The organism is Pleomorphovibrio marinus (assembly GCF_003347495.1).
GTDB classification, from domain to species: domain Bacteria; phylum Bacteroidota; class Bacteroidia; order Cytophagales; family Cyclobacteriaceae; genus Pleomorphovibrio; species Pleomorphovibrio marinus.
In genome coordinates this window covers 70252-90220 of the sequence record NZ_QCXY01000009.1, presented here as the reverse complement: position 1 = coordinate 90220, position 19969 = coordinate 70252, and the positions used below count along the sequence as shown (strand labels likewise).

General features: G+C 44.4%; 14 protein-coding genes. 5 read left to right on the top strand and 9 right to left on the bottom strand.

Annotated features, from left to right (window positions below):
- Positions 1 to 654: 654 nt before the first annotated feature.
- Positions 655 to 1503: a lysophospholipid acyltransferase family protein gene (locus DB520_RS19555; RefSeq protein ID WP_114751466.1), complete on the bottom strand. Its 849-nt coding sequence runs from the start codon at positions 1501 to 1503 to the stop codon at positions 655 to 657.
- Between the two features lie 125 nt (positions 1504 to 1628).
- On the opposite strand from DB520_RS19555, the gene DB520_RS19550 reads away from it, so the two are divergent.
- From DB520_RS19550 to nadD, 4 genes are read left to right on the top strand one after another with little or no spacing between them, the layout of a single operon-like run.
- Positions 1629 to 2222 carry a sigma-70 family RNA polymerase sigma factor gene (locus DB520_RS19550; RefSeq protein ID WP_114751465.1) on the top strand — a complete coding sequence of 198 codons (594 nt, stop codon included), beginning with the start codon at positions 1629 to 1631 and terminating at the stop codon, positions 2220 to 2222.
- A 26-nt stretch (positions 2223 to 2248) separates the two neighbouring features.
- Complete coding sequence (locus tag DB520_RS19545; RefSeq protein WP_114751464.1) at positions 2249 to 2521, top strand: anti-sigma factor; 273 nt, start codon at positions 2249 to 2251, stop codon at positions 2519 to 2521.
- 13 nt (positions 2522 to 2534) lie between these two features.
- On the top strand, positions 2535 to 3116 hold the full coding sequence (gene gmk / locus DB520_RS19540) for a guanylate kinase (protein WP_114751463.1): 582 nt from the start codon (positions 2535 to 2537) through the stop codon (positions 3114 to 3116).
- Positions 3113 to 3679, top strand: a complete 567-nt coding sequence (nadD, locus tag DB520_RS19535) for a nicotinate (nicotinamide) nucleotide adenylyltransferase (RefSeq protein WP_114751462.1) — start codon at positions 3113 to 3115, stop codon at positions 3677 to 3679. The genes gmk and nadD overlap by 4 nt, the downstream gene beginning before the upstream one ends.
- Before the next feature lie 9 nt (positions 3680 to 3688).
- Here nadD and DB520_RS19530 read toward each other — a convergent pair whose 3' ends face one another.
- From DB520_RS19530 to DB520_RS19510, 5 genes are all read right to left on the bottom strand, one after another.
- On the bottom strand, positions 3689 to 5038 hold the full coding sequence (locus tag DB520_RS19530) for a vanadium-dependent haloperoxidase (RefSeq protein WP_114751461.1): 1350 nt from the start codon (positions 5036 to 5038) through the stop codon (positions 3689 to 3691).
- A gap of 96 nt (positions 5039 to 5134) precedes the next feature.
- Positions 5135 to 6472 (bottom strand): vanadium-dependent haloperoxidase, encoded by a 1338-nt coding sequence (locus tag DB520_RS19525; RefSeq protein WP_114751596.1) that lies wholly within the window; start codon positions 6470 to 6472, stop codon positions 5135 to 5137.
- 48 nt (positions 6473 to 6520) lie between these two features.
- The gene (locus tag DB520_RS19520) at positions 6521 to 9850 is read right to left on the bottom strand and encodes a VCBS repeat-containing protein (RefSeq protein WP_114751460.1); all 3330 of its coding nucleotides are present in this window, start codon (positions 9848 to 9850) and stop codon (positions 6521 to 6523) included.
- 142 nt (positions 9851 to 9992) lie between these two features.
- Complete coding sequence (locus tag DB520_RS19515; protein WP_114751459.1) at positions 9993 to 11855, bottom strand: RagB/SusD family nutrient uptake outer membrane protein; 1863 nt, start codon at positions 11853 to 11855, stop codon at positions 9993 to 9995.
- An 11-nt stretch (positions 11856 to 11866) separates the two neighbouring features.
- Positions 11867 to 15049 (bottom strand): SusC/RagA family TonB-linked outer membrane protein, encoded by a 3183-nt coding sequence (locus DB520_RS19510; protein ID WP_114751458.1) that lies wholly within the window; start codon positions 15047 to 15049, stop codon positions 11867 to 11869.
- A gap of 398 nt (positions 15050 to 15447) precedes the next feature.
- Here DB520_RS19510 and DB520_RS19505 point away from each other — a divergent pair, with 398 nt between their 5' ends.
- Positions 15448 to 18087 carry a DUF5686 family protein gene (locus DB520_RS19505; RefSeq protein ID WP_114751457.1) on the top strand — a complete coding sequence of 880 codons (2640 nt, stop codon included), beginning with the start codon at positions 15448 to 15450 and terminating at the stop codon, positions 18085 to 18087.
- A gap of 85 nt (positions 18088 to 18172) precedes the next feature.
- Here the strand turns inward: DB520_RS19505 and DB520_RS19500 are convergent, their stop codons facing one another.
- The 3 genes from DB520_RS19500 to pyrH all read right to left on the bottom strand — a co-directional run bounded on the left by DB520_RS19500 (position 18173) and on the right by pyrH (position 19874).
- The gene (locus DB520_RS19500) at positions 18173 to 18457 is read right to left on the bottom strand and encodes a hypothetical protein (RefSeq protein ID WP_114751456.1); all 285 of its coding nucleotides are present in this window, start codon (positions 18455 to 18457) and stop codon (positions 18173 to 18175) included.
- A 132-nt stretch (positions 18458 to 18589) separates the two neighbouring features.
- Positions 18590 to 19150, bottom strand: a complete 561-nt coding sequence (gene frr / locus DB520_RS19495; protein WP_114751455.1) for a ribosome recycling factor — start codon at positions 19148 to 19150, stop codon at positions 18590 to 18592.
- 13 nt (positions 19151 to 19163) lie between these two features.
- Positions 19164 to 19874 (bottom strand): UMP kinase, encoded by a 711-nt coding sequence (pyrH, locus tag DB520_RS19490; RefSeq protein WP_114751454.1) that lies wholly within the window; start codon positions 19872 to 19874, stop codon positions 19164 to 19166.
- Positions 19875 to 19969 lie beyond the last annotated feature (95 nt).

The window sequence follows — 19969 nt, the reverse complement described above, 5'->3', positions numbered from 1 at the left end:
TGATCATCTCCACCATTCAAGAATAATTATTTCCCTTCCGAGCGATGCGGATCCGTTTGCGGCTCCCTGAAAAAACCTAGGGCAGGGCTGCGAGAAACCAAATGGCATATTCTTTCTGTAAATACTGGTTATTGAAACGCCTTGTATTACCTGCGACATCTTCGTTTGCAGAGGAAATTAAACTGCAGGCAACTTATCCTTTAAATATCCTCAATTACCCCATGGTATATCAGAAGCTATGTTTTGATAATTTTTGGTATAAAATTTTGTCTATTTTAGATAAATTTTTTACATTTATGGGACTGTGGAGGTGAAAATATGGAATAACTGTTATTTGTACCTTATAATAGTTTTTTCCTTTTAATGCCTTAAAGAAGTTTCGCAGTAAAAAACACTTCAGTAGACACCTAAATGATGATGCCCCAAAAATCGGGGAAGTTGATAGCAGGATTTATGTGCCAACCATTTAAGAGATTTATTTGCCCAACCTGCCATTGAGAAACCTACTCAGTGGATGCAAACTAGTAACTCAAGGGTTGCTGTTATGAGGGAAAGCTCTTTTTGCGGCTATGATTTATGGTATAGACCGTAGTAGGCAATTTGTCACTGGTCAGGCCTTCTTCGATGGGGCGCCATCATTTTGTAATAAGCCGGTTAAACCGGCTTTTTTTCTTTCCAGCGATTATGGGACCAGAGGTAGAGATCCGGAAAATCCTGAATGTTTTTCTCGATCGCTTTGATGTATTTTTCGGTGATGCTATTGGTGGGTTCCCCGTCATAGGGCGGATTGGCTAAGACATGGTATGTAAACCTGTAATGGCCTCTTTTGATTTTGCCTACCTCTCCATAAATTACCTGACAGTTAAAGCGTTTTGCCAATTTTTCCCCACCCTCAAAGAAGGCAGCATCCCTATGCATGAATTTACTCCAATACCTTATCTCAGAAAACTGGGGCCTTTGATCGGCAGCAAGTGCAATTAACCTGGGGCGGTTTTTTTGGGCGATAAATTGTTTGACAAACTGGTTCCTCTCAGTAAGGGTAGCGCCAAACCTGCCCCTTAGTGCCCGCATGAAACGGTCGAAAAAAGGAGTGTTTAGCTTTAGGTAAACTACCTCGCAAAGCCCCTCCAAATAGGTGCTCATGGTGAGTACATGTCCTTCCCAGTTAAAGAAATGGGCTTGATAACCAACAATTATCTTTCCCTCTGATATCGGCCCAGTGATGAGGTGTAGGTTTTCACAAGCATACCGTTTATTTATCTCTTCCTTAGGGAGGGTTAGAAGTTTTAGGGTTTCGGCGAAAGAATCTGTGAGGTTCCTGTAAAATTTCTTTTGTATTTTTGTCCTTTCCTTCTCGGATTTCTCCGGAAAGGCAAAGGCAATATTTTCGGTTACCACCTTTTTGCGATATCCCAATACGTAATAGGCAATTAGAAACAAAAAGTCAGTGAGAAGGTATAATATGGAAATCGGAAAATACGAAATAAGTTTGAAAAAGAACATACGTGCCTAATTTTCACAGCCACCCTCTCCTTAAGGAGCGGTGTGAGGGCCAAAGTAAATAAAATCCCGGCACTTTCTTCCAGAAAATTAGTTAAAAATTGCTTCAATTAGTAATTTTAAATCTTATGTCAGAGATTCAGAGAAAAAAATATTCAGATAAGGATAAAAACACCATCTTTGATCAGGAGTTTATGCCCCATATAGACTCCATGTACAATTTTGCCTATAGGCTTACTTTTGATGAGGACGATGCCAAAGACCTCGTTCAGGATACCTATTTGAAGGCCTACAGGTTCATCAATTCCTTCGAAAGGGGCACCAATGCCAAGGCATGGTTGTTCAGAATACTCAAGAACAGTTTTATCAATGAGTACAGGAAGAAAAGTAAGCAACCTTCCAAGGTAGATTATCAGGAAGTTGAAACTTATTACAACTCCGATAATGTTGATTACAATATGACATCCGATTTGCGGGTGGATACTGTCAAGGACATGCTTGGTGACGAGATCAGCAATGCACTAAATAGTCTGGCTGTGGATTTCAGGACGGTAATCATACTTTGCGACTTGGAAGGCTTTACTTATGAGGAAATGGCTAAGATTTTGGACATCCCCATTGGAACGGTCAGGTCTAGGCTGCACAGGGCAAGAAACCTGTTAAAAGAAAAACTTAAGGGATACGCCCAAAACATGGGCTACGATACTGAGGAAGAACAATAAAAGTTTTAAGAAGAATTGAATTAAACATGGACAAGAATTTTAACTCATCCAGTGAAAGGAAACTGAATTGCAAAGATGTGGGGAAATGCTTTAAATTGCTGGAAAGCATCCTGGATGGTGAGGCAGACTTGGAGTCAAAGGACATTTTAGACGAAAAGCTTGAAAAGTGCCAGCCCTGTTTCGAGCACTTCCATTTGGAAAAAGTGATCAGGGAGGTACTGAAGACCAAATGTACCAAGCATATGGTTCCTGTAGAGCTCGCTGATACTATTCGTCAAAAGATCCAAGCCATAAAATAATTTCACCCGCTGCATGTCATCCGGAAAAGCCATTATTTTTTCCGCACCTTCAGGTTCGGGGAAGACTACTATCGTAAAACATCTTCTTGGTAAATATCCAAATTTGGGATTTTCTATTTCAGCCTGCACCAGAGACAGGAGGGGAAGATCCGAAGAAGAAGGCAAAGACTATTATTTTCTTTCCCCGGAAGCTTTCAAAAAAAAGATTGATGAGAATGCCTTTATCGAATGGCAAGAAGTATATGAAGGGAATTTTTACGGCACCCTTAAGGAAGAGATCCAAAGGATATGGGATAATGGCAAACATGTAATATTCGATGTGGACGTAAAGGGAGGATTGAACCTCAAGAACTATTTTGGGGATAAAGGGTTGGCTATTTTTGTGAAAGTACCCTCTTTAGATGACTTAGCCAGCCGATTGAGGGACAGGGGTACTGAAACCGAAGACAGCCTAAGCAGAAGAATCTATAAAGCAAAGTTCGAAATGGGTTTTCAAGATAAATTCGACGTAATCCTGGTGAATAAAGATTTGGAAAAGTCCATTTCAGATGCTGAAAGGCTGGTGGAGGAATTTATAAATAAGCCCCAGCCGTGAAGATCGGTTTGTTTTTCGGCTCCTTTAACCCTATACACATCGGGCACCTTATCATTGCTGATATCTTGCAAGACCAGACTGACTTGGAGGAAGTCTGGTTTGTGGTAAGCCCCCAAAACCCCATGAAAAGCAGCAAGTCCCTGCTGCATGAATTTGACCGCCTGAGAATGGTGGAACTGGCAATAGCCGATCATTTTAAATTCAGGGCAGTGGATGTGGAGTTTCATATGCCTAGACCCAGCTATACCATAGATACCCTAGCCTATCTTACCGACAAAAATCCCCAGCACGAGTTTAGACTTATTATAGGAGGAGATAACCTCAATCATTTTCACAAGTGGAAAAATAGCCAAGAAATTCTTCGGCAATATGGGCTATACGTTTATCCTAGGCCAGGAAAAAACAGGCAAGTTGAAGACCCTAACGTCACCTACATCGATGCTCCATTAATAGATATCTCTGCCACTTTTATCAGGAAAACCATAAAAAGTGGAGCTTCTGCCAAATACCTATTGCACCCGGATGTCTTGGACTATATTCGGGACAAAAAGCTATACCTGTAGGAACTGGCCTTATTCCTTGTCGAAAGAAGCAAGTGTTTCTCTTCTGGTGTGGATTTTGTTCAAGATGTGATTGGCTACCATTTCACCTTGTTCTACGCCGTTATCAATGGCAGGAATATAGTGTATGCCCCCATAAAACCTGCTGATAGCGGCTTCTGCCGCAGCCTGGTTAAAGGAGTCGAATTCCCGGATGCCCAAACCATATTTTACCTCAGTGGAATCCACAATATGAAAAGGTTCCCCCAGAAGGTTGGTAAGTGCCTTGGCAGCCGCCGTGGAAATCACGCTGTGGCCACTTGTGTATTCAGGGAAAGGCGGAGTTTGGAGTAGGGGAAGCCAATCCTCATCCATATACAGGTTGATATAGGTTTCAGGCCGTATCAGGATACTTCGGTACTTCTCATCCCAGCAGGCAATAAAACCATCAAACAAAAAGACAGATGTATATGCCAAGGCCTCGGCAGTTGATTCCCAACTCAAGTCCTTTGCCTTAGAGGCTATCCCTGCAATCCCCATCCAGTGCCCACCGGGAGTGATCTTCTTCTCCGCGTACATCACATGTCCCTTTACATTCATCTTGTAAGGGTTGCAATCCCAGAAATAGGCGATTTCCCTTTCTTCCTCCGATAGGGTTTTACCGGCATCCATCACTTCCTTGGCTTCTTGGAAGAAATCACTTTCAGGAATGATGTCGAAGGGAGTAGATGCTTTTGGAATATACTGGTTGGCAGAATCCAGAACAAAAGGCCTTATTTTGTTCCAGTGTGGTTCAATACCCTCCATATAGGCAGGAGGTGTGGGCTTCCAGGTGCCGGGATCGTTTTTGATGGTATATTTTTCAAAGGAGCGGCTCTGGTGGTAATTGTCCTTTGCCGCGTATTCAAGAATATTTGCCCCCACTTCTTCTCCAAGTCGGATGGAGGCTTGTAGTTTTCTTTTGGATAAGCCTTCCTTTCTGGCCCTTTCATAAAGTAAGTCCCTATGCTTGAGCAGTTCTTTCTCCGAAAACACCAATTGGGCTCCGACCTTGTAATAGGCAGCAATGGCAGCTAAGGGAAGGTATACCTCCTCACTTATGTCCACTTCAAGTTGTTTGGATTGGTTTAGTTGCCCCATCAGCGGTGCAAATAGTTCCGGGTCTGCTATGGCAGCAACCTCGAATGCGGCTATTGCAGGGTAAGCATAAATACGACTGGCTACAGGAGGGGAAAAAATATCATGTACCATCACATCCGTGAGCTGGAGATTTGCCTGTATTAAGGGATCTCCAGACTCCAAATAGGTTTTATAGTCTTCGTTTTCTTCACAGGCAACAAACAGTATGAATACTACCCAACACCAATAATAACCCTTGTTCATGTCTGCACTTTTTTATTCAATAGCAAAACTAATAATTCGATTTTAAAATATAAATGATTTTCATCATGGAATGGTTCTCCATCAATTGCTTGAAATTCAATCTTTTGCCAAGGCTTGGTTCCCGGAGGGACTTAGGGGATTAGCATATAGAGATTTTAGCACCCATTGGCCTACTTCCCTGCCCTGGTCTTGTCCATTCCGGATGGCATCCATGAAATGTATCCCCCCATATAACCTGGAAATGCTTGCTTCCTCTGCGGCTTCCAAAAAGGAAGGGAAATCCCTGGTGCCTAATCCATATTTTTCTTCCACAGTATCGGTAAATGCAAATCCTTCACCAAAGAAATTGGTAAGAATAACGGCTGAAGTGGTGGATATTGTAGAATGACCGCTCAGATATTCAGGAAATGGGGGAGTTTGCAGTAGGGGTCGGTAAGAGGGATCCATGTGTTTTCTAATGGCACTTTCCGGTCGTATTCTGTCGCTTCGGTACTTTTCATCCCAACAGGCCATAAATCCGTCCATTAAGCCAATGGCCACCACAGCATGTATCTCCATGGCTTTCGAAAAGGTTAAGTCGGCTTTTTCGCAGGCAATCCCCGTGATGCCTATCCAATGCCCCCCGGGCGAAATTTGCTTTAACCCAACCATCAAATGCCCGCTTTCTTCCAAAGCGAATGGATTGCAATCCCAAAATGCAGCAATTGCCCTGTTTTCCTCAGAAAGCTCTACCTTATAAACCTCGGTGAGCATTTCGAAGAAGGGCTCACCTTCTTCTGGGTGGTATGCGGCAGGGGGTAGGGGTTTAAATTGCGAGGGGCTATCCAGTGTCAGCGGGCGTAGGGTGTTGAAATAAGGTTCTACCGGTGCAAAGTACCCAGGTGGTGTGGGATACCAAAAGCCCTCTTCGCCCTTGGGCTGGTACCTGGGATAATTGCTGATTCTGTTGTATTTGTCGGACTTGGCGTAAGCTAGCACTTGCTCGCTGATAGCATTGGCAACCTGTTCTGAATTCTTTATCCTCTGTTTAGAAATGCCCAGGTTTAAACAGGAGTCCAACAGTGCCTGCCGGGTTTCTTCCAGTAAATTGCCCGAAGGTTGTAAAACCATGGCCGTTTCTATGACTGCCAACAAACTGCTTAGCGCTGGATGGTGCCCGTTTAATCCCTTAGCAGGAACAATTTCAGGGAATTCGTTCAATAAACCCTGAAAGGACTGAACCTCCTCATCGCTCAGTGCCAAAACCTCGTTTCCGGAAATTAGGGAATACGCATAAAACCTGGCGGCTAATGGTGGATTGGTAATATCATGAACCATAATGTCCGTCATGGCCTCCGTTACCATACTGATCAATCCTGGACTTAATTGGACCTGCTGTGAATCATTACTTTCTTTGGTGCAGGCAAATAGGAGTAAAAGGGATGATAAGATCATCCAACCGATTCTCTTTATTTTCAAAACCTGGGTCAGCATCTGGTAAATTCAGTTTATTTTTTTTTTGGTGTACGCTGTAATTCCTTGCTGATTGATTCCAAATAGCCATTGATCATTGATGGAAAGCATGCTTCTTACATCGCCTTTTAAACGGAACCCCGATGCCAGTTGTGGGATATAGGTGAACTTGCCATCCCCAGACCCTTTAAGGAAAACGCCGTAGTTGGCATCATATTTTCCAAAACGTAATCTTGCCCTCTCAATATTGCCGGCAAGTAAAATATCTGTCACCCCATCCCCGTCCATGTCCTCAGCATATAGTACAAAAACGGGAGCCTTTTGTGCCTCAATGGGAAGAGCAATGGGCTCAAATTTTCCATTTTCAACCCTGGAAAATAGGGCAGTGGAAAGGTGTTCTGCTTTTTTGTATCCAGCCCCTTCCAGTTCCTGTTCTGAGAAAATATCTGTTATTTTCGCATTAGCGTAGCTGGCATAATCCCCAAACCTGGTCCGCATCATGGAGATCTGGTCTAAAAGTTCATCCCTGGTGAGATAGGGGTAACTGGTGCCTTGAATATAAAAACACAGGATTGGGTCAATGGCACCATTATCATCAAAGTCCTTGTAGTACATTTCGGCAGGCTCCTTCTCACTGGCTTTCACTTGGGAGTTCAGCCCTTGGTTGCCAATCAACAATTCCGGTATTCCATCCCCATCCAAGTCCTTCACCAAAAGTGTGTTCCACCATCCTGAATAGGATTTGTCAAAAAACTTTTCGCTGCTATCCAAAAACCTACCTTCCTCCAGTTTCATCACCTTTATTGGCATCCATTCTCCCACAATGATTAATTCTTTTTTGCCGTCTTGGTCAAGATCAGCGAATGCAGCATCTGTCACTAACCCCAAATCCTTCATGGGGTCCCCCCATTTAGAGGTTTGGTTGAGAAATTTTCCATCCCCTTGGTTGATTAATATATGGCTTTTTGGGGTTTCGGGATACCTACCTGGAACTACCCTGCTGCCAACAAAAAGGTCAATTTTCCCATCCCCATTGAGGTCTTCCCCACATACAACGCTGGTACTCGTTGGCATATTGGGGAGGCAGGCTTCGCATTTTTCGAATCCCCCCTTGCCATCGTTGAGGTAAAGCCTGTCCTGCAAGGCGGGATCCTCTGGGAGAAAGTTGCCATATCCCCCACTTCCCACATACAAATCCAGGTCTCCATCACCATCTGCATCGAAGAAATAGGCAAAGGTGTCTTCCGAAGTTTGATCCAGGGCAAAGGGTTCACTAATACCTTCCCTAAACGCTCCATTGTTTTCTTGGAGGTATAAAGTAGAGGCACTTCCTGCTTCCCCGCCAACGAAGACATCTTCCAACCCGTTTCCATTCACATCTGCTTTGGCCAACACAGGGCCTGAAAAGGACAGTGGATTAACCAGCAACGGCTGACGCTTGAAATCATTGATGGAATTTGGCATCAGGGAGTGCTGAATATGGGGCTGTGTTTGTTGAAACAAAGGATCCGGCTTGGTTTTTACAATTTTCCCCTCTTCGGCTGCTCCTTCCTCAAGAAGCAGAACTTGGTTTGCTTCCAAGTTTTGTTTTTTTTCAACTTTTCCCGAAGGCCATTCCACCCACAAAGAATCGATTTTTTTTTGGTCGCCCAACCCAAAATGAAGGATGGGTGATACACTGGATTGGTATCCCCGGGCTGGCATCTGCTCCAGGTATTGGAGGCCTTCCTCGGTGAAGATGGTCACCTTTGCACCCACACCGAAAGGATTTTGGTTTTCTCCGCTTAGTTGTACTTTCAAGAAATGCCGGGTGCTGTCGGAGTTGTTTTTGTAAATAAAGGCAGGTTGCCCCACATTGTTGACGATAAGGTCCAGGTCACCGTCGTTGTCCAAATCCGCATAGGCGGCTCCGTTGCTATTGGCACTCTGGTCCATTCCCCAGCTTTTGGTGCTGTTGGAAAAAGTCAACTTTCCATCGTTTTTGAAGATATAGTTGACCACATTGGAAGAAGGCATTTGGTAAACCAGTTCCAATACATTTTCCCGCTTCAGCCCCTGGTATTTTTTCACAAAATCCGACATGTATTTCAAAAAATCCTGATTGGTATAATCCCTAAAATACCCATTGGTAATGAATAAGTCTTTTTGCCCGTCATTGTCAAAATCCGCAAACAGGGAAGCCCAGCTCCAGTCGGTATTGGAAACTCCCGCCAATTGCCCAATCTCGCTGAACTGCCCGTTGCCATTATTTAGGTGCAACATGTTGCGCATATATTGATGGTGGAAGCCTACTTTAAGGTTAAATTCAAATTTTTCGTAATTGTCCGGTGCCATCAACAGCTTTTGACGTGCATTTTCTTCGGGAAGCATGTCCAATGTGAATACATCAGGAAACCCGTCATTATTGAAGTCAGCAATATCGTTGCCCATGGAAAAGTGGGAGATGTGGCCCATACTTTCTTGGATTTTGTCAGTAAAAGTCCCGTCCCCGTTATTGATATAGAGATAATCCGGAACGGTATAGTCGTTGCAGATATAGATGTCCAAGAAACCATCTCCGTTGATATCTGCAATTCCTGCTCCCAGACCATAGGAAAGTGCTGCACTTAAAATCCCTGATTGTTCGGTAACCTCGGTAAACTTGCCCTTGTTGTTTTGGAAAAGCTGTGGCCCAGCAGGGTCTTTTTTCTGCATGATATCCTGAGTGATGGCCTCATCGAGTACGGGTAATGACTTGGGGTTGTGATTGAGGAGCAGCATGTCCAAATCACCGTCGTTGTCGTAGTCAAAAAAGTAAGCTTGGGTGCTTGTGGCAGAACTCGCAAGGCCATATTTTTCGGCTTCTTCCTCAAACTGGGGGATACCGTTTTCGTCGGGGCCTTGGTTGATAAATAGCTGGTTGGTTCTTTTCTCTGCTGGCAAGCTGCCAGAATAGCACACGTAAATATCCAAAAGCCCATCTCCATTGACATCCGCCATGGTCACCCCAGTGGCCCATGGTCCGGGTCTTCCGGCTACTCCCGCAGTTTCTGTAATGTCCTCAAAAACCATTTCTCCCTTGTTGAGGTAGAGTTTATTTGGAACCATGTTGCCTGTAAAATAAATATCCTCTAGCCCATCTCCATTTAGGTCGCCTACTGCCACTCCCCCTCCGTTATAGAAATATTCATACATTAGGATATTGGTATTGAGGCCCTCCGTCAAGGTGTTTTCGAAGGTGATTCCGGTCTGTTCTGGAGAGAGAAGCTGAAACTGTTTATCCATACTTGCTTCCTCTTCCTCGTTGGAAGAGCTGGATGTGCAAGCAGTAGCGATGAAAAAGGCAAGCAGTAATAAGGAATAGGTTGATCGGATAATCATGGTATTTTTTCAATTCGGCCTCAAATATAGACAATTAAGCAATATGCTTTTTAGCCTAATGGTTTTTCCTCATATTCTGAGGGAATAAGCACAAAAAAAAGGGGGAAGCATACCTCCCCCTTTTATTACTTGTTTCTAGAAATTAATAGCCCGGATTTTGAATAAGGCTTCGGTTTCTTTGCATTTCATCAAAATGTATGGGCATCCAATACATCTTGTCCAGCCATAACCTATTTTCTTTACCAATGTCCAGGTCATTGATATTATAATCATATTCATAATATTCTGGATCAAAGCGATAAAGACTAAGTTGCATGCCGGGCCTCAGGTTCCCAAAGATATTGACAATCTTAGGCTGTCTTCCCAATGTTTCTGGAGCGATCATCCATCTTCTGGCATCGTAGTAACGCTGCTCCTCGTGTACCATCTCCTTTCTTTTCTCATGGATGAATAGTTGCCAAAGTTCATCCCCTCCTGCAGTGATAGCAGGAAGACCTGCCCTAAACCTGATTCGATTTAGCCAGTCCCTGGCCTCTTGTTCTTGACCCAGTCCTAAACAGGCCTCCACATAGTTGAACACCACTTCAGTTACCCGGATATTAGGCCATGGAATCTCCTGCCATGTATTCTGATCCACAAAATTAGGATCTGGCTCTATAAACTTGCGGATGTAATAGCCCGTAAAGGTGCCATTCCAATCCTCAATTGGGCTTTGCCTCATATCCAGTCCATTGTGGATAACAATGTTTCCGGCTGCGTTGGTAACCTCATATCGGCCAGTTTGAATCTGCCCCAAGGGATCCCTGGCTTGGTTAGCGGGGGACCGGGGTTTCCACTGGGCACCATCGTACAAAAAGGTAGCATAAAACCTGGCTTCTCTTTCCAAATAAGGTAAACTTGCATGCTGCTCGTTATCCCAATCGAACTCACTGCCATCCATCATGGCGTAGTCGTCGATGAGCTGTTGCATAGGAGTATTTCCCGCCCAGTTGTTATAGCCATTGGGTCCGTTGTGCAAGCCATGCCTACCACCGGCTTCCGGCTTCTGAGCAAGAAAATACCTGCCAAAGATCATTTCTGCTTCACCGCCACTTCTGGAAAGTGCATTATTGCTATATACCTGAATGGCCTCCTCATGGGGAAGGGGTTCAGTAAGATTTAGCATATTTCCCGGCATCATTTCCAAGACAACTCCTGCAGCGTCTTTGGCCCTTTGGTACCGCTCAGCTCTATTCCCGGTGGTATACCCAAGAAATTCCTTATGGTCGTATCCGGATATAACATCTGACCTTGAAGAAGCAGTAGCCATATCATGCAAGTCACTGGCCGCATAGATGAGGACTCTGGATTTTAGACCATAAGCCGCAGCCACATTGGCCTGGCCCCGAATTGTACTGTGACCTTCCAGCAATTGAGCAGCCCTGTCTAAATCCGCGATGATGTGGTTTACACACTCCTCGAAGGTGTTTCTAGGCAATTCGTAAGTTTCCTCATCAAGGGTGTAAACTCTGTCTGCAATAGGAAAAGAACCGTAATTTCGCAATAACTGGTGGTGAAAGTATGCCCTCATAAAGGTAGCCTCTCCCAACAAACGGTCGGCCATGTCGGGATTGTCAAACTGGGGATCGGTGAGGTTCTCTATGGCTAGGTTTGCCCCTCTTAAGCGGTTATACATGCTTGCCCAGCCTCTGGTGCCGTCAATCCAACCAGGTTCTTGGGGATTAGACCTTGCCTCCACTACTGTAGTGATATTTCTTCCTGGGTGGGTAAAGATAGCTTCGTCCGTTAAAGAGGCCAGAGCTTGTTCGCTAAAACCGCCTTGACCGAGGCCACCATACAAATCAATAACAAAGGCTTCGGCAAGTCCGGGATCTGTCCAGACGTCCGCTTCAGATACTTCGTTTAGGGGTTGGGTGTTTAGGAACTCGTCATCACAGGAAGTGAAGACCAGCAGCATACACAGTCCAACCCAGGCATATAAAGAATGAAATTTAATTGTCTTCATCATTTTTTGGATTAGAATGTAACAGAAAGTCCAGCATTAACAATTCTTGCTTGTGGATAGTACTGACCCGTCGCGTTGTTTGATTCCGGATCATATACGCCCAGTTTGTCCCAAGTCAATAGGTTTAGGCCATTGGTATAGAACCTTAGGTTACTGATCCCAAACCTTTCCCCAAAGGAAGCAGGTACTGTATATCCCAGCTCAAGGTTTTTCAATCGGAGATAGTCCGTGCTTCTGTACCAGAAATCATTGTTGTTACCGGAGTAATACTGGTCGTTTCTGTTAGCGATTCTTGGGTAAACAGAACTTTGATTGTCCACCGTCCATCTATTCTCATAGAATTCATGCAAATAGTTACCGATATCACCGGATTCTCCCATGCTCACTAGGGCAATGGCACCGGTAGCCCCTTGGAACAGCACTGACAGGTCAAAATTCCTCCATTGGGCGTTCATGTTCACACCACCCTGAAACCTCGGGATATCGTTTCTGTCCATTCTTACCCTGTCAAGTGGGGTGATCACACCGTCTCCATCATAATCTACAAACCTCATGTCCCCGGGTCGAAGCTGGTTCGTGATTGCGGAATAGTCAAGGGTTTCGGAATCTATTTCCTCTTGGGTAGCAAATACACCATCATACATGTATACCGGAGCAGGGGTGTTCATAGGTAATCCGGTAGACCTTTGCCAATCAGGGGCACCTGGAGGCTCATCCCAGAAAAGAATCTTGTTAATAGCATAACCGCCATTCGCACTGATGGAATATTGCAACTCTCCTTTTTGCCCTCTAACTCCCACATTGAAATCAAACCCTCGGTTTTCTATTTCGCCGATATTTTCTGCTGGCAATAGGGTGGATAGTCCACTGGATTGGGGCACTGAGGCATTCCTTCTCCATAGGATGTTGGTTCTCTTATTATAGAAATACTCTAATTCAAAGAAAACCTTTCCTTGCCAGACGGATCCTTCAAGGGCAATATTGCTATTGTTCGCCACTTCCCAGGTGATAGCCCGGTTAGGCACCCTAGTCTCATAGAGAGATTTGGCTTCTACATTTTCAAGGATATGGCTTCTAAATCCATACGTGGACATAAATTGGTATTCCTGAAGGGACCCATCATAGAAAATCTGGTCATTACCCATTTGGCCCCAAGATCCTCGCAACTTTAAAAAATCAACCGCTTGTATGTTGTTTTTCCAGAAATCCTCTTCAGAGATAACCCAGCCTCCCATTACGCCAGGGAAAAACCCAAAACGAGTTTCGTCGGGAAAAATGTAGGAACCATCGTACCGCCAAAGGAATTCAAATAGGTATTTTTCCTGGAAATTGTAATTAACCCTACCAAAGTAGTTCAATCGGGCCTGCTCAAATCCGGCACCTCCATTGTCCTTTTCGGCATCACCACCGGCAAACATTTGGTCAATGGCTGGAGAGATAAAGAACCTTCTATAGGCCCAAAAATCGTCACCTTCCACAGTTTCCTTGTTTACCCCAGCTAGTAAGGACAGTCCATGATCCCCAATTTTCTTATCATAGGTAAAGATACCTCCTAGCATGATATTCAATTGATTGATGTTTTCCTGCCTTAATCTAGGCTCCGCAGGACCTCTTTCACTCGGCACCAAAACAGGTGTAGTGCCATCTGCTTCAAAACCGCTGCCCCTTTGGTAAAGGATCCATGGGGTTTCCCACCTCTTGTTGAATCGGCTCAACTTATCTACAGCCCCTGTACCTTGGAACTTAAGTCCTTCCACTCCGGGAATTTTGATATTTATCACACCGTTGGTTTGAAAATAATCCCTGGTATCCCTGTCATAACCGGTGGCGTTAGTGGTGATCACTACTGGGTTTTCACCGTTTTCGATATCTGGCCCTGGCCTGCCATCCGGCCAAAAGGCCGGTTCGTGAGGTTTGCCCCTCATTTGCATCCTAAATATGGCACTTGCCGGTCTAGTAGGGAATTCCCTGTTTTCCTGCCTGGCCAGTACCCCAAGTTGAATATCTATGTACTCATTGATGGTCGCATCGAGATTCAGTCGCATATCATACTGCTTGTAGCCAGTGGCCGAATTTCGGTAATAGGCATCCTGGTTTTGATATCCAACAGAGGCCAAATAACGGAGATTTTCACTTCCTCCATTCATTTGAAGGTTGTGCTGGGATTGTGGGGACCATGTTTTCAAGGTCTCTCCAAACCAATCCGTATTAGGGTAGTTCCAGGGATCAGTGCCAGCCCTGTGCATTTCTAGTGCATTTGGGCTAAATGGGGCAGTTCTGGTTACTCCGTCGGCACCTACAAAACTCCCAGTGCTTCTAAAAGCATCTGTTGCTCCCCTCCATTCATTCGGAGGTAATCCTTGGTAAATGGCCAAGTCGTTTAGCATTTCACCGTACTGGGCCGCATCTGCCATTCTAGGGATTACAGTAGGCTGGGAAAAACCTTGGTTGAATTGGTAGGTAAGTTCAGGCTTTCCCGTTTTTCCTCTTTTGGTGGTTACCAAGATCACCCCATTGGCAGCCCTTGCACCATAAATGGCTGCAGAAGCATCTTTCAAAACGGAAATGGTCTCGATGTCATTAGGGTTAAGCCTCTCAATACCCCCGGCTCTCGCAGGGATTCCATCAATTACGATAAGGGCGTCGTTGTTTCCAAGCGTATTGGAGCCACGGATCCTGATTCCAGAACCGTCATAACCAGGCTCACCACTACGGTTTACAGCAACTACTCCTGCCATCCTTCCGGCAATGTTGTTGGTGAGGTTCAGTGCGGGCGACTTGGCCAGTTCGGCTCCTTTTACAGTAACCACCGAGCCGGTTATGGTCTCCTTTTTCTGCTCACCATAGCCAACTACAATTACCTCACCCAAGGATTGCACATCTGGTAAGAGGGTGACCTCTATTACACTTTGGTTGCCCACTTGCTGTTCAAAAGTGGTAAATCCCAAAAATGAGAACACAAGGATTTCTTCGTTGGATTCTACCTGTAGGGTAAACCTACCGTCCATGTCAGTTACGGCTCCTCTTGAGGTGCCTTTCACCAGCACTGACACTCCCGGCAAGGAAAGGTTGTCCTCCCCGGAAAGCACTGTTCCGGTCACCTCCCTGCTCTGGGCATTCGCTGTGATACTACATGCCATTAAAATGGCAAATCCCAGCAAAAACCATCTTGCTTTGGGTAAATAGTTTGTCATAATTTTGAAAATTAGTTATGGGAAATTATAATTTATGTTGTAAAAACACGTTAAATATGAGAGTAAAAAATTTGTTGTACAATCGATTTTTCTGGTCAAAGATTTTATGTTAATCAAATTTATTTAAAAAAATAAAGAGTTTGTTTTCATTACTTTAAGCAAACTTTATTTTTATATTTATTTTGACAATTAAATTTTTGTTTTTTTATAAAAAATGTAAAAATGACATAATGGTAAATTTAACTTTTTTATGTATATGACCCTTAACTTTTTCCAGTTTTGGTTTAAATGAAAAGTATTTTGGGCATCCGTTTCAGGTTGGCGTTCGTTATTATTGCTGAATAGATTCGTTAGAAATTCATGCCGCTTTTATCCATCCATTTACTTCTAGGTAGCCAATGCGCTTTTATTGGTTAGGGTTACTTCTTTTGATTGCTTTTTTGCAACCTATTCAAGGCCTTCAGGCACAGGGTGTAAGGGGAAAAGTGCTGAATGAATCAGGTGAATCCCTGGGTTTCGCTTCCCTGTACTTCAGGAACCTGGGGGAGGGGGCAGCCGCCAATGAGAAAGGCGAATTCCGGATTCAATTGCCTGAAGGAGCCCATGACCTATATATTCAACACCTTGGGTACCAATCACTGCTGCAACCCATTGAGGTGGAAAAAAATTGGGTGGAGCTGGAAATTGTTTTGACAGAGCAAACCTATGGATTGAAAGAAGTCACCGTGGATAGCGGGCAAGAGGATCCTGCCCTGACCGTAATGAGGAAGGCCATCGCCAAAGCCGATTTCCACCGGCTTCAGGTGGATAGCTATAAGATGCGCGTTTACCTCAAAGGAACAGGTACCCTTACCAAAGCCCCTATTTTTTTCAGGAAAAAACTAAAAGAAGAAGGTCTAAACCTGAACGAGGCGTATACAGTGGAATCCTTATCCGAAATACGTTTTTCCCAGCCCAATACTTATGAGGAAAAGGTTACTGCCATCAGGACGATAGGGGAGGACCTGCAAACCAGCCCGGCCCCTTACATTACCGCAAGTTTTTATCAGGATAAAATTAACGATATTTTATCGCCACTTTCCAGAATTGCCTTTGCCTATTATAGGTTTAGGTATGAGGGTTCATTTTTGGAGGAAGGCCTTTTGGTCAATAAAATAAAAGTTATACCAAAATCAAGAGGGGAAAAGTTGTTTGAGGGACACCTATATATAATAGAAGATCTCTGGGCCATTCATAGCCTTGACCTGGTAACCTACTACTTGGGGTTCAAGATAGAGGCCAAGCAGCATTTTTCACCTATAGAAGAAAAGGTTTGGATGCCAGTAACGCATTCCTACCGGGTGAGTGGCAAGTTTTTTGGTTTTGCCGGCGAATTCAACTATTTGGCCACTATCAGCGACTATGAGTTGTCCCTTAATCCGGATTTGGCCTTCCAGCCTGTTATTGTGGATGAGAAAATTGAACCCATTAGCAGCAGGAAAGGAGGGGAAATTGACCCTTTGACCGCTTTGGCAGAAAAGGAACAGGAGCTAAGCCGTAAGGAGTTTAGGGGTTTGGTAAAGGACTACGAAAAGTCGGTTAATAAACAGCGCGAAAATCAAGATGTGCTCAGGGAGAGAAAATATGCCATCGACAGCTTGGCCACCAAAAGAGGGTTGAATTTTTGGGACAGCATACGGCCAATAGCTCTCACCCCTGATGAAGTGATAGGGTATAGAAGGGACGATAGCCTGGCAAGGGTGGAGCGTGCCAAATTCTCCGAAAAGGATAGTGCCTCCCAAGAAATAAAGAGAAAATTTAAGCCATTTGACTTATTTAACGGGCAGGAGTATTTCTTTGGTGGCGGGTATTCAGCGGGTTTTTACAGCAATGGGGGAAAGTTCAGTTACAATACGGTGGAGGGTTTCAAGATGGGGTTGGCCGGTTTTTTTAGGTACAGGGAAAGGACCCTGATGGCGGATAGTGCCCATTATAAAACCAATCAGTGGCTAATAAGGCCCGAAATCAGATATGGGTTTGCCAGCAATATTTTATACGGTAGGGGAAGGTTGGTTCACACCCATACTGAGGCATTAAAGCGGCACCGACTGGAGCTAGAGGGGGGGAGGTTTATATTTCAATACAACCCTGAAAACCCAATTTCAGAATGGGTGAATGCTGGATACAGTCTGTTGCTTCTCCAAAACTGGATGAAACTTTTTGAACAATCTTATGCCAAAATAAATTGGCTACATGAAATAAACCCGGGGTTCAGTTTTGACATAGGCCTTAGTTACGCACAAAGGAACCACCTGGAAAATGCAACTTCCTACAGTTTCAGAAACCGGGAAGGCATGGAATTTACTCCCAATCAGCCAGCTAACCTGGAAACCACGGATAGCCACTTTGCTCCCCATCGGGCACTAATTGCCGAACTCGGGCTTAACTGGAGGCCCGGGTTGAAGTATGGTATAAGAAATGGGAGAAAATACCCCATATATCATACGGCCCCCACCTTGTCGCTGAGGTACAAAAACGCTATTTCCATGGTTGCATCTAGGGGAGATGCTGATTTTCACCATTTGAATGCAGGGTTTACACATACCCTTCGGTTTGGGGTGAGTGGTAAGCTGGATATCAACCTGAACACAGGCACCTTCCTACAAGCAAATCAAGTATATTTTCAGGATTTCAGGCATTTTGGAGGCAACAGGACCATCTTTTCTGAAATGGGCGCGGCTTCCAATTACCGTTTTTTGGATTATTACCAATATAGCACCAGGGAGGATTATTTGGGGGTTATATTACATTACCAATTCAGGAAGTTGCTGTTTACCCAATTGCCCATGCTGAGGTTTAGTGGAGTGAGGGAGAACATTTTTCTCAATTACCTGAAGACGGGAAATTCCCCCCACTATGTTGAGATCGGTTATGGACTGGATAATTTGTGGAGGATTTTCAGGATAGAGGTAGGTGCCGCCTTTGAAAACGGCGCCTACCTCCGGGCTGGGCCAAGGTTGGGTATTGCCACCTTTATCCGGCTGAATGTGGAAGAATGACTTGCTTTTGGAGGCCAAAATTCATTATCTTTGGAGCGTAAGGTTTAATAAAGGAAAGAATGGCCAGCTTTTAGCTGACTGTTCTTTATTTCTCTTTAAACCCAAAGTTAACTTCCACGTTTTGTTCCGCAGTAAAAGCTTCTATCAGCACCTCGTCCCCAAATCTAACTTCTGGAATCTCTTCTTTAATCCCACGGATACCTTGAAGGTGCAATGCCTGCCCAGAAAAGGCAATTACTGTCATTTTTTGAAGTTCTGTCGTTAAATGGGTGGTGATATAAAGTTTATTTCCATTTAGTTCCCATATACCCTCCGTTTCGAAGGGATCTACAGCTATGTTTTCTTGGAAGTCAAAATCATTGTCCCCCACTTCAAAATCGATAGTGTAACCTCCACTATTTTTTACTGATCCTGAGGCAATAAGTCCATTCCAAATTGCACAAAAAAACCGATCATATATTAATTATGTGACCGGTCTCAGTATGGTCTAGGAAGTGAGATACTATACTTTCATAATTTCCTCCTCCTTTTTGTCAAAATGCGCATCTATCTGCCCGGAGTATTTATCGGTCATTTTTTGAACCGAGTCTTCGGCACGTTTCACTTCGTCTTCGGAGGCACCTTCTTTTTGAAGTTTTTTGAGGCTGTCGTTGGTGTCTTTTCTTATCGTGCGTATGCTTATCTTTCCATTTTCGCACTCATTTTTCACCTGCTTAACCAAGTTTTTTCTTCGTTCTTCGGTGAGTGGGGGTATGGTCAATAGCACCATTTCCCCATTGTTCTGGGGGTTAAGGCCAAGGTCGGAATTGATGATGGCTTTCTCGATTTCTCCGATGAGGGTTTTTTCCCAAGGCTTTATGGCCAGTGTCCTGGCATCTGGAGTGGTTATGGAACTCACCTGCTGAAGTGGGGTGGGAGCACCATAATAGGATACCATTATACCATCCAAAAAGTTGGGCATGGCTTTGCCGGCTCTAATTTTCACCAGTTCTGAGGCGGTGTGATCCACTGCCTTTTTCATTAAGGATTCTGCTTCTTCTAGGAATAATTGGATTTCTTCCATGATTGGGTATGGCTTATTTTGAAGTGATTAAGGTCCCTACGTTCTTTCCATGCACAAGGTTTAGTAGGTTTTCTTTTTTATTCATGTCAAACACGATAATGGGTAGGTTGTTTTCCTGGCATAGGGTAAAAGCAGTCATGTCCATTACGCTTAAATTTTTTTCATATACTTCCTGGAAGGATATCTTGTCATACCGCTTTGCATCCCGGTCTTTCTCGGGGTCTGCGGTGTATACGCCGTCCACTCGGGTTCCTTTGAGCACCACCTCCGCTTCGATTTCTATGGCCCGCAAACTTGCAGTGGAGTCTGTGGTGAAATAGGGATTGCCGATTCCTGCTCCAAAAATAACAATACGGCCCTTTTCCAGATGTCGGATGGCCCTCCTCCGGATGAAGGGCTCACAGACACTTTCTACCTTTATGCCGGACATCAGCCGTGTGTACATACCGTTTTGTTCCAAGGAGCTTTGCAAGGCCATGGCATTGATAAGCGTGGCTAGCATACCCATGTAATCGCCTTGCACACGATCTATACCCACATTTCCAGCCTGTACACCGCGAAAAATATTTCCTCCCCCAATCACTATGGCTATCTCCACCCCCAACTCATGCACGGCCTTAATATCATTGGCATATTGTTGGAGCCTGCTGGAGTCTATGCCATAATTCTTGTCGCCCATTAAGGCTTCCCCGCTGAGTTTGAGGAGTATTCTTTTGTATTTCATGCAATTTCGGTTTGTTATTTGCCATTCAAAAGTGAGAGCCTGATCCCCCAAAAACAGGACAAATATAAATTCTTGTTTGGTACAAAACTAAACCT

Bases quoted from the DNA above. Each gene is read 5' to 3' on its own strand.
- DB520_RS19555 (WP_114751466.1), bottom strand. From the start codon at position 1,503: ATGTTCTTTTTCAAACTTATTTCGTATTTTCCGATTTCCATATTATAC.
- DB520_RS19550 (WP_114751465.1), top strand. From the start codon at position 1,629: ATGTCAGAGATTCAGAGAAAAAAATATTCAGATAAGGATAAAAACACC.
- DB520_RS19545 (WP_114751464.1), top strand. From the start codon at position 2,249: ATGGACAAGAATTTTAACTCATCCAGTGAAAGGAAACTGAATTGCAAA.
- gmk (WP_114751463.1), top strand. From the start codon at position 2,535: ATGTCATCCGGAAAAGCCATTATTTTTTCCGCACCTTCAGGTTCGGGG.
- DB520_RS19530 (WP_114751461.1), bottom strand. From the start codon at position 5,038: ATGAACAAGGGTTATTATTGGTGTTGGGTAGTATTCATACTGTTTGTT.
- DB520_RS19525 (WP_114751596.1), bottom strand. From the start codon at position 6,472: ATGATCTTATCATCCCTTTTACTCCTATTTGCCTGCACCAAAGAAAGT.
- DB520_RS19520 (WP_114751460.1), bottom strand. From the start codon at position 9,850: ATGATTATCCGATCAACCTATTCCTTATTACTGCTTGCCTTTTTCATC.
- DB520_RS19515 (WP_114751459.1), bottom strand. From the start codon at position 11,855: ATGAAGACAATTAAATTTCATTCTTTATATGCCTGGGTTGGACTGTGT.
- DB520_RS19510 (WP_114751458.1), bottom strand. From the start codon at position 15,049: ATGACAAACTATTTACCCAAAGCAAGATGGTTTTTGCTGGGATTTGCC.
- DB520_RS19505 (WP_114751457.1), top strand. From the start codon at position 15,448: ATGCGCTTTTATTGGTTAGGGTTACTTCTTTTGATTGCTTTTTTGCAA.
- frr (WP_114751455.1), bottom strand. From the start codon at position 19,150: ATGGAAGAAATCCAATTATTCCTAGAAGAAGCAGAATCCTTAATGAAA.
- pyrH (WP_114751454.1), bottom strand. From the start codon at position 19,874: ATGAAATACAAAAGAATACTCCTCAAACTCAGCGGGGAAGCCTTAATG.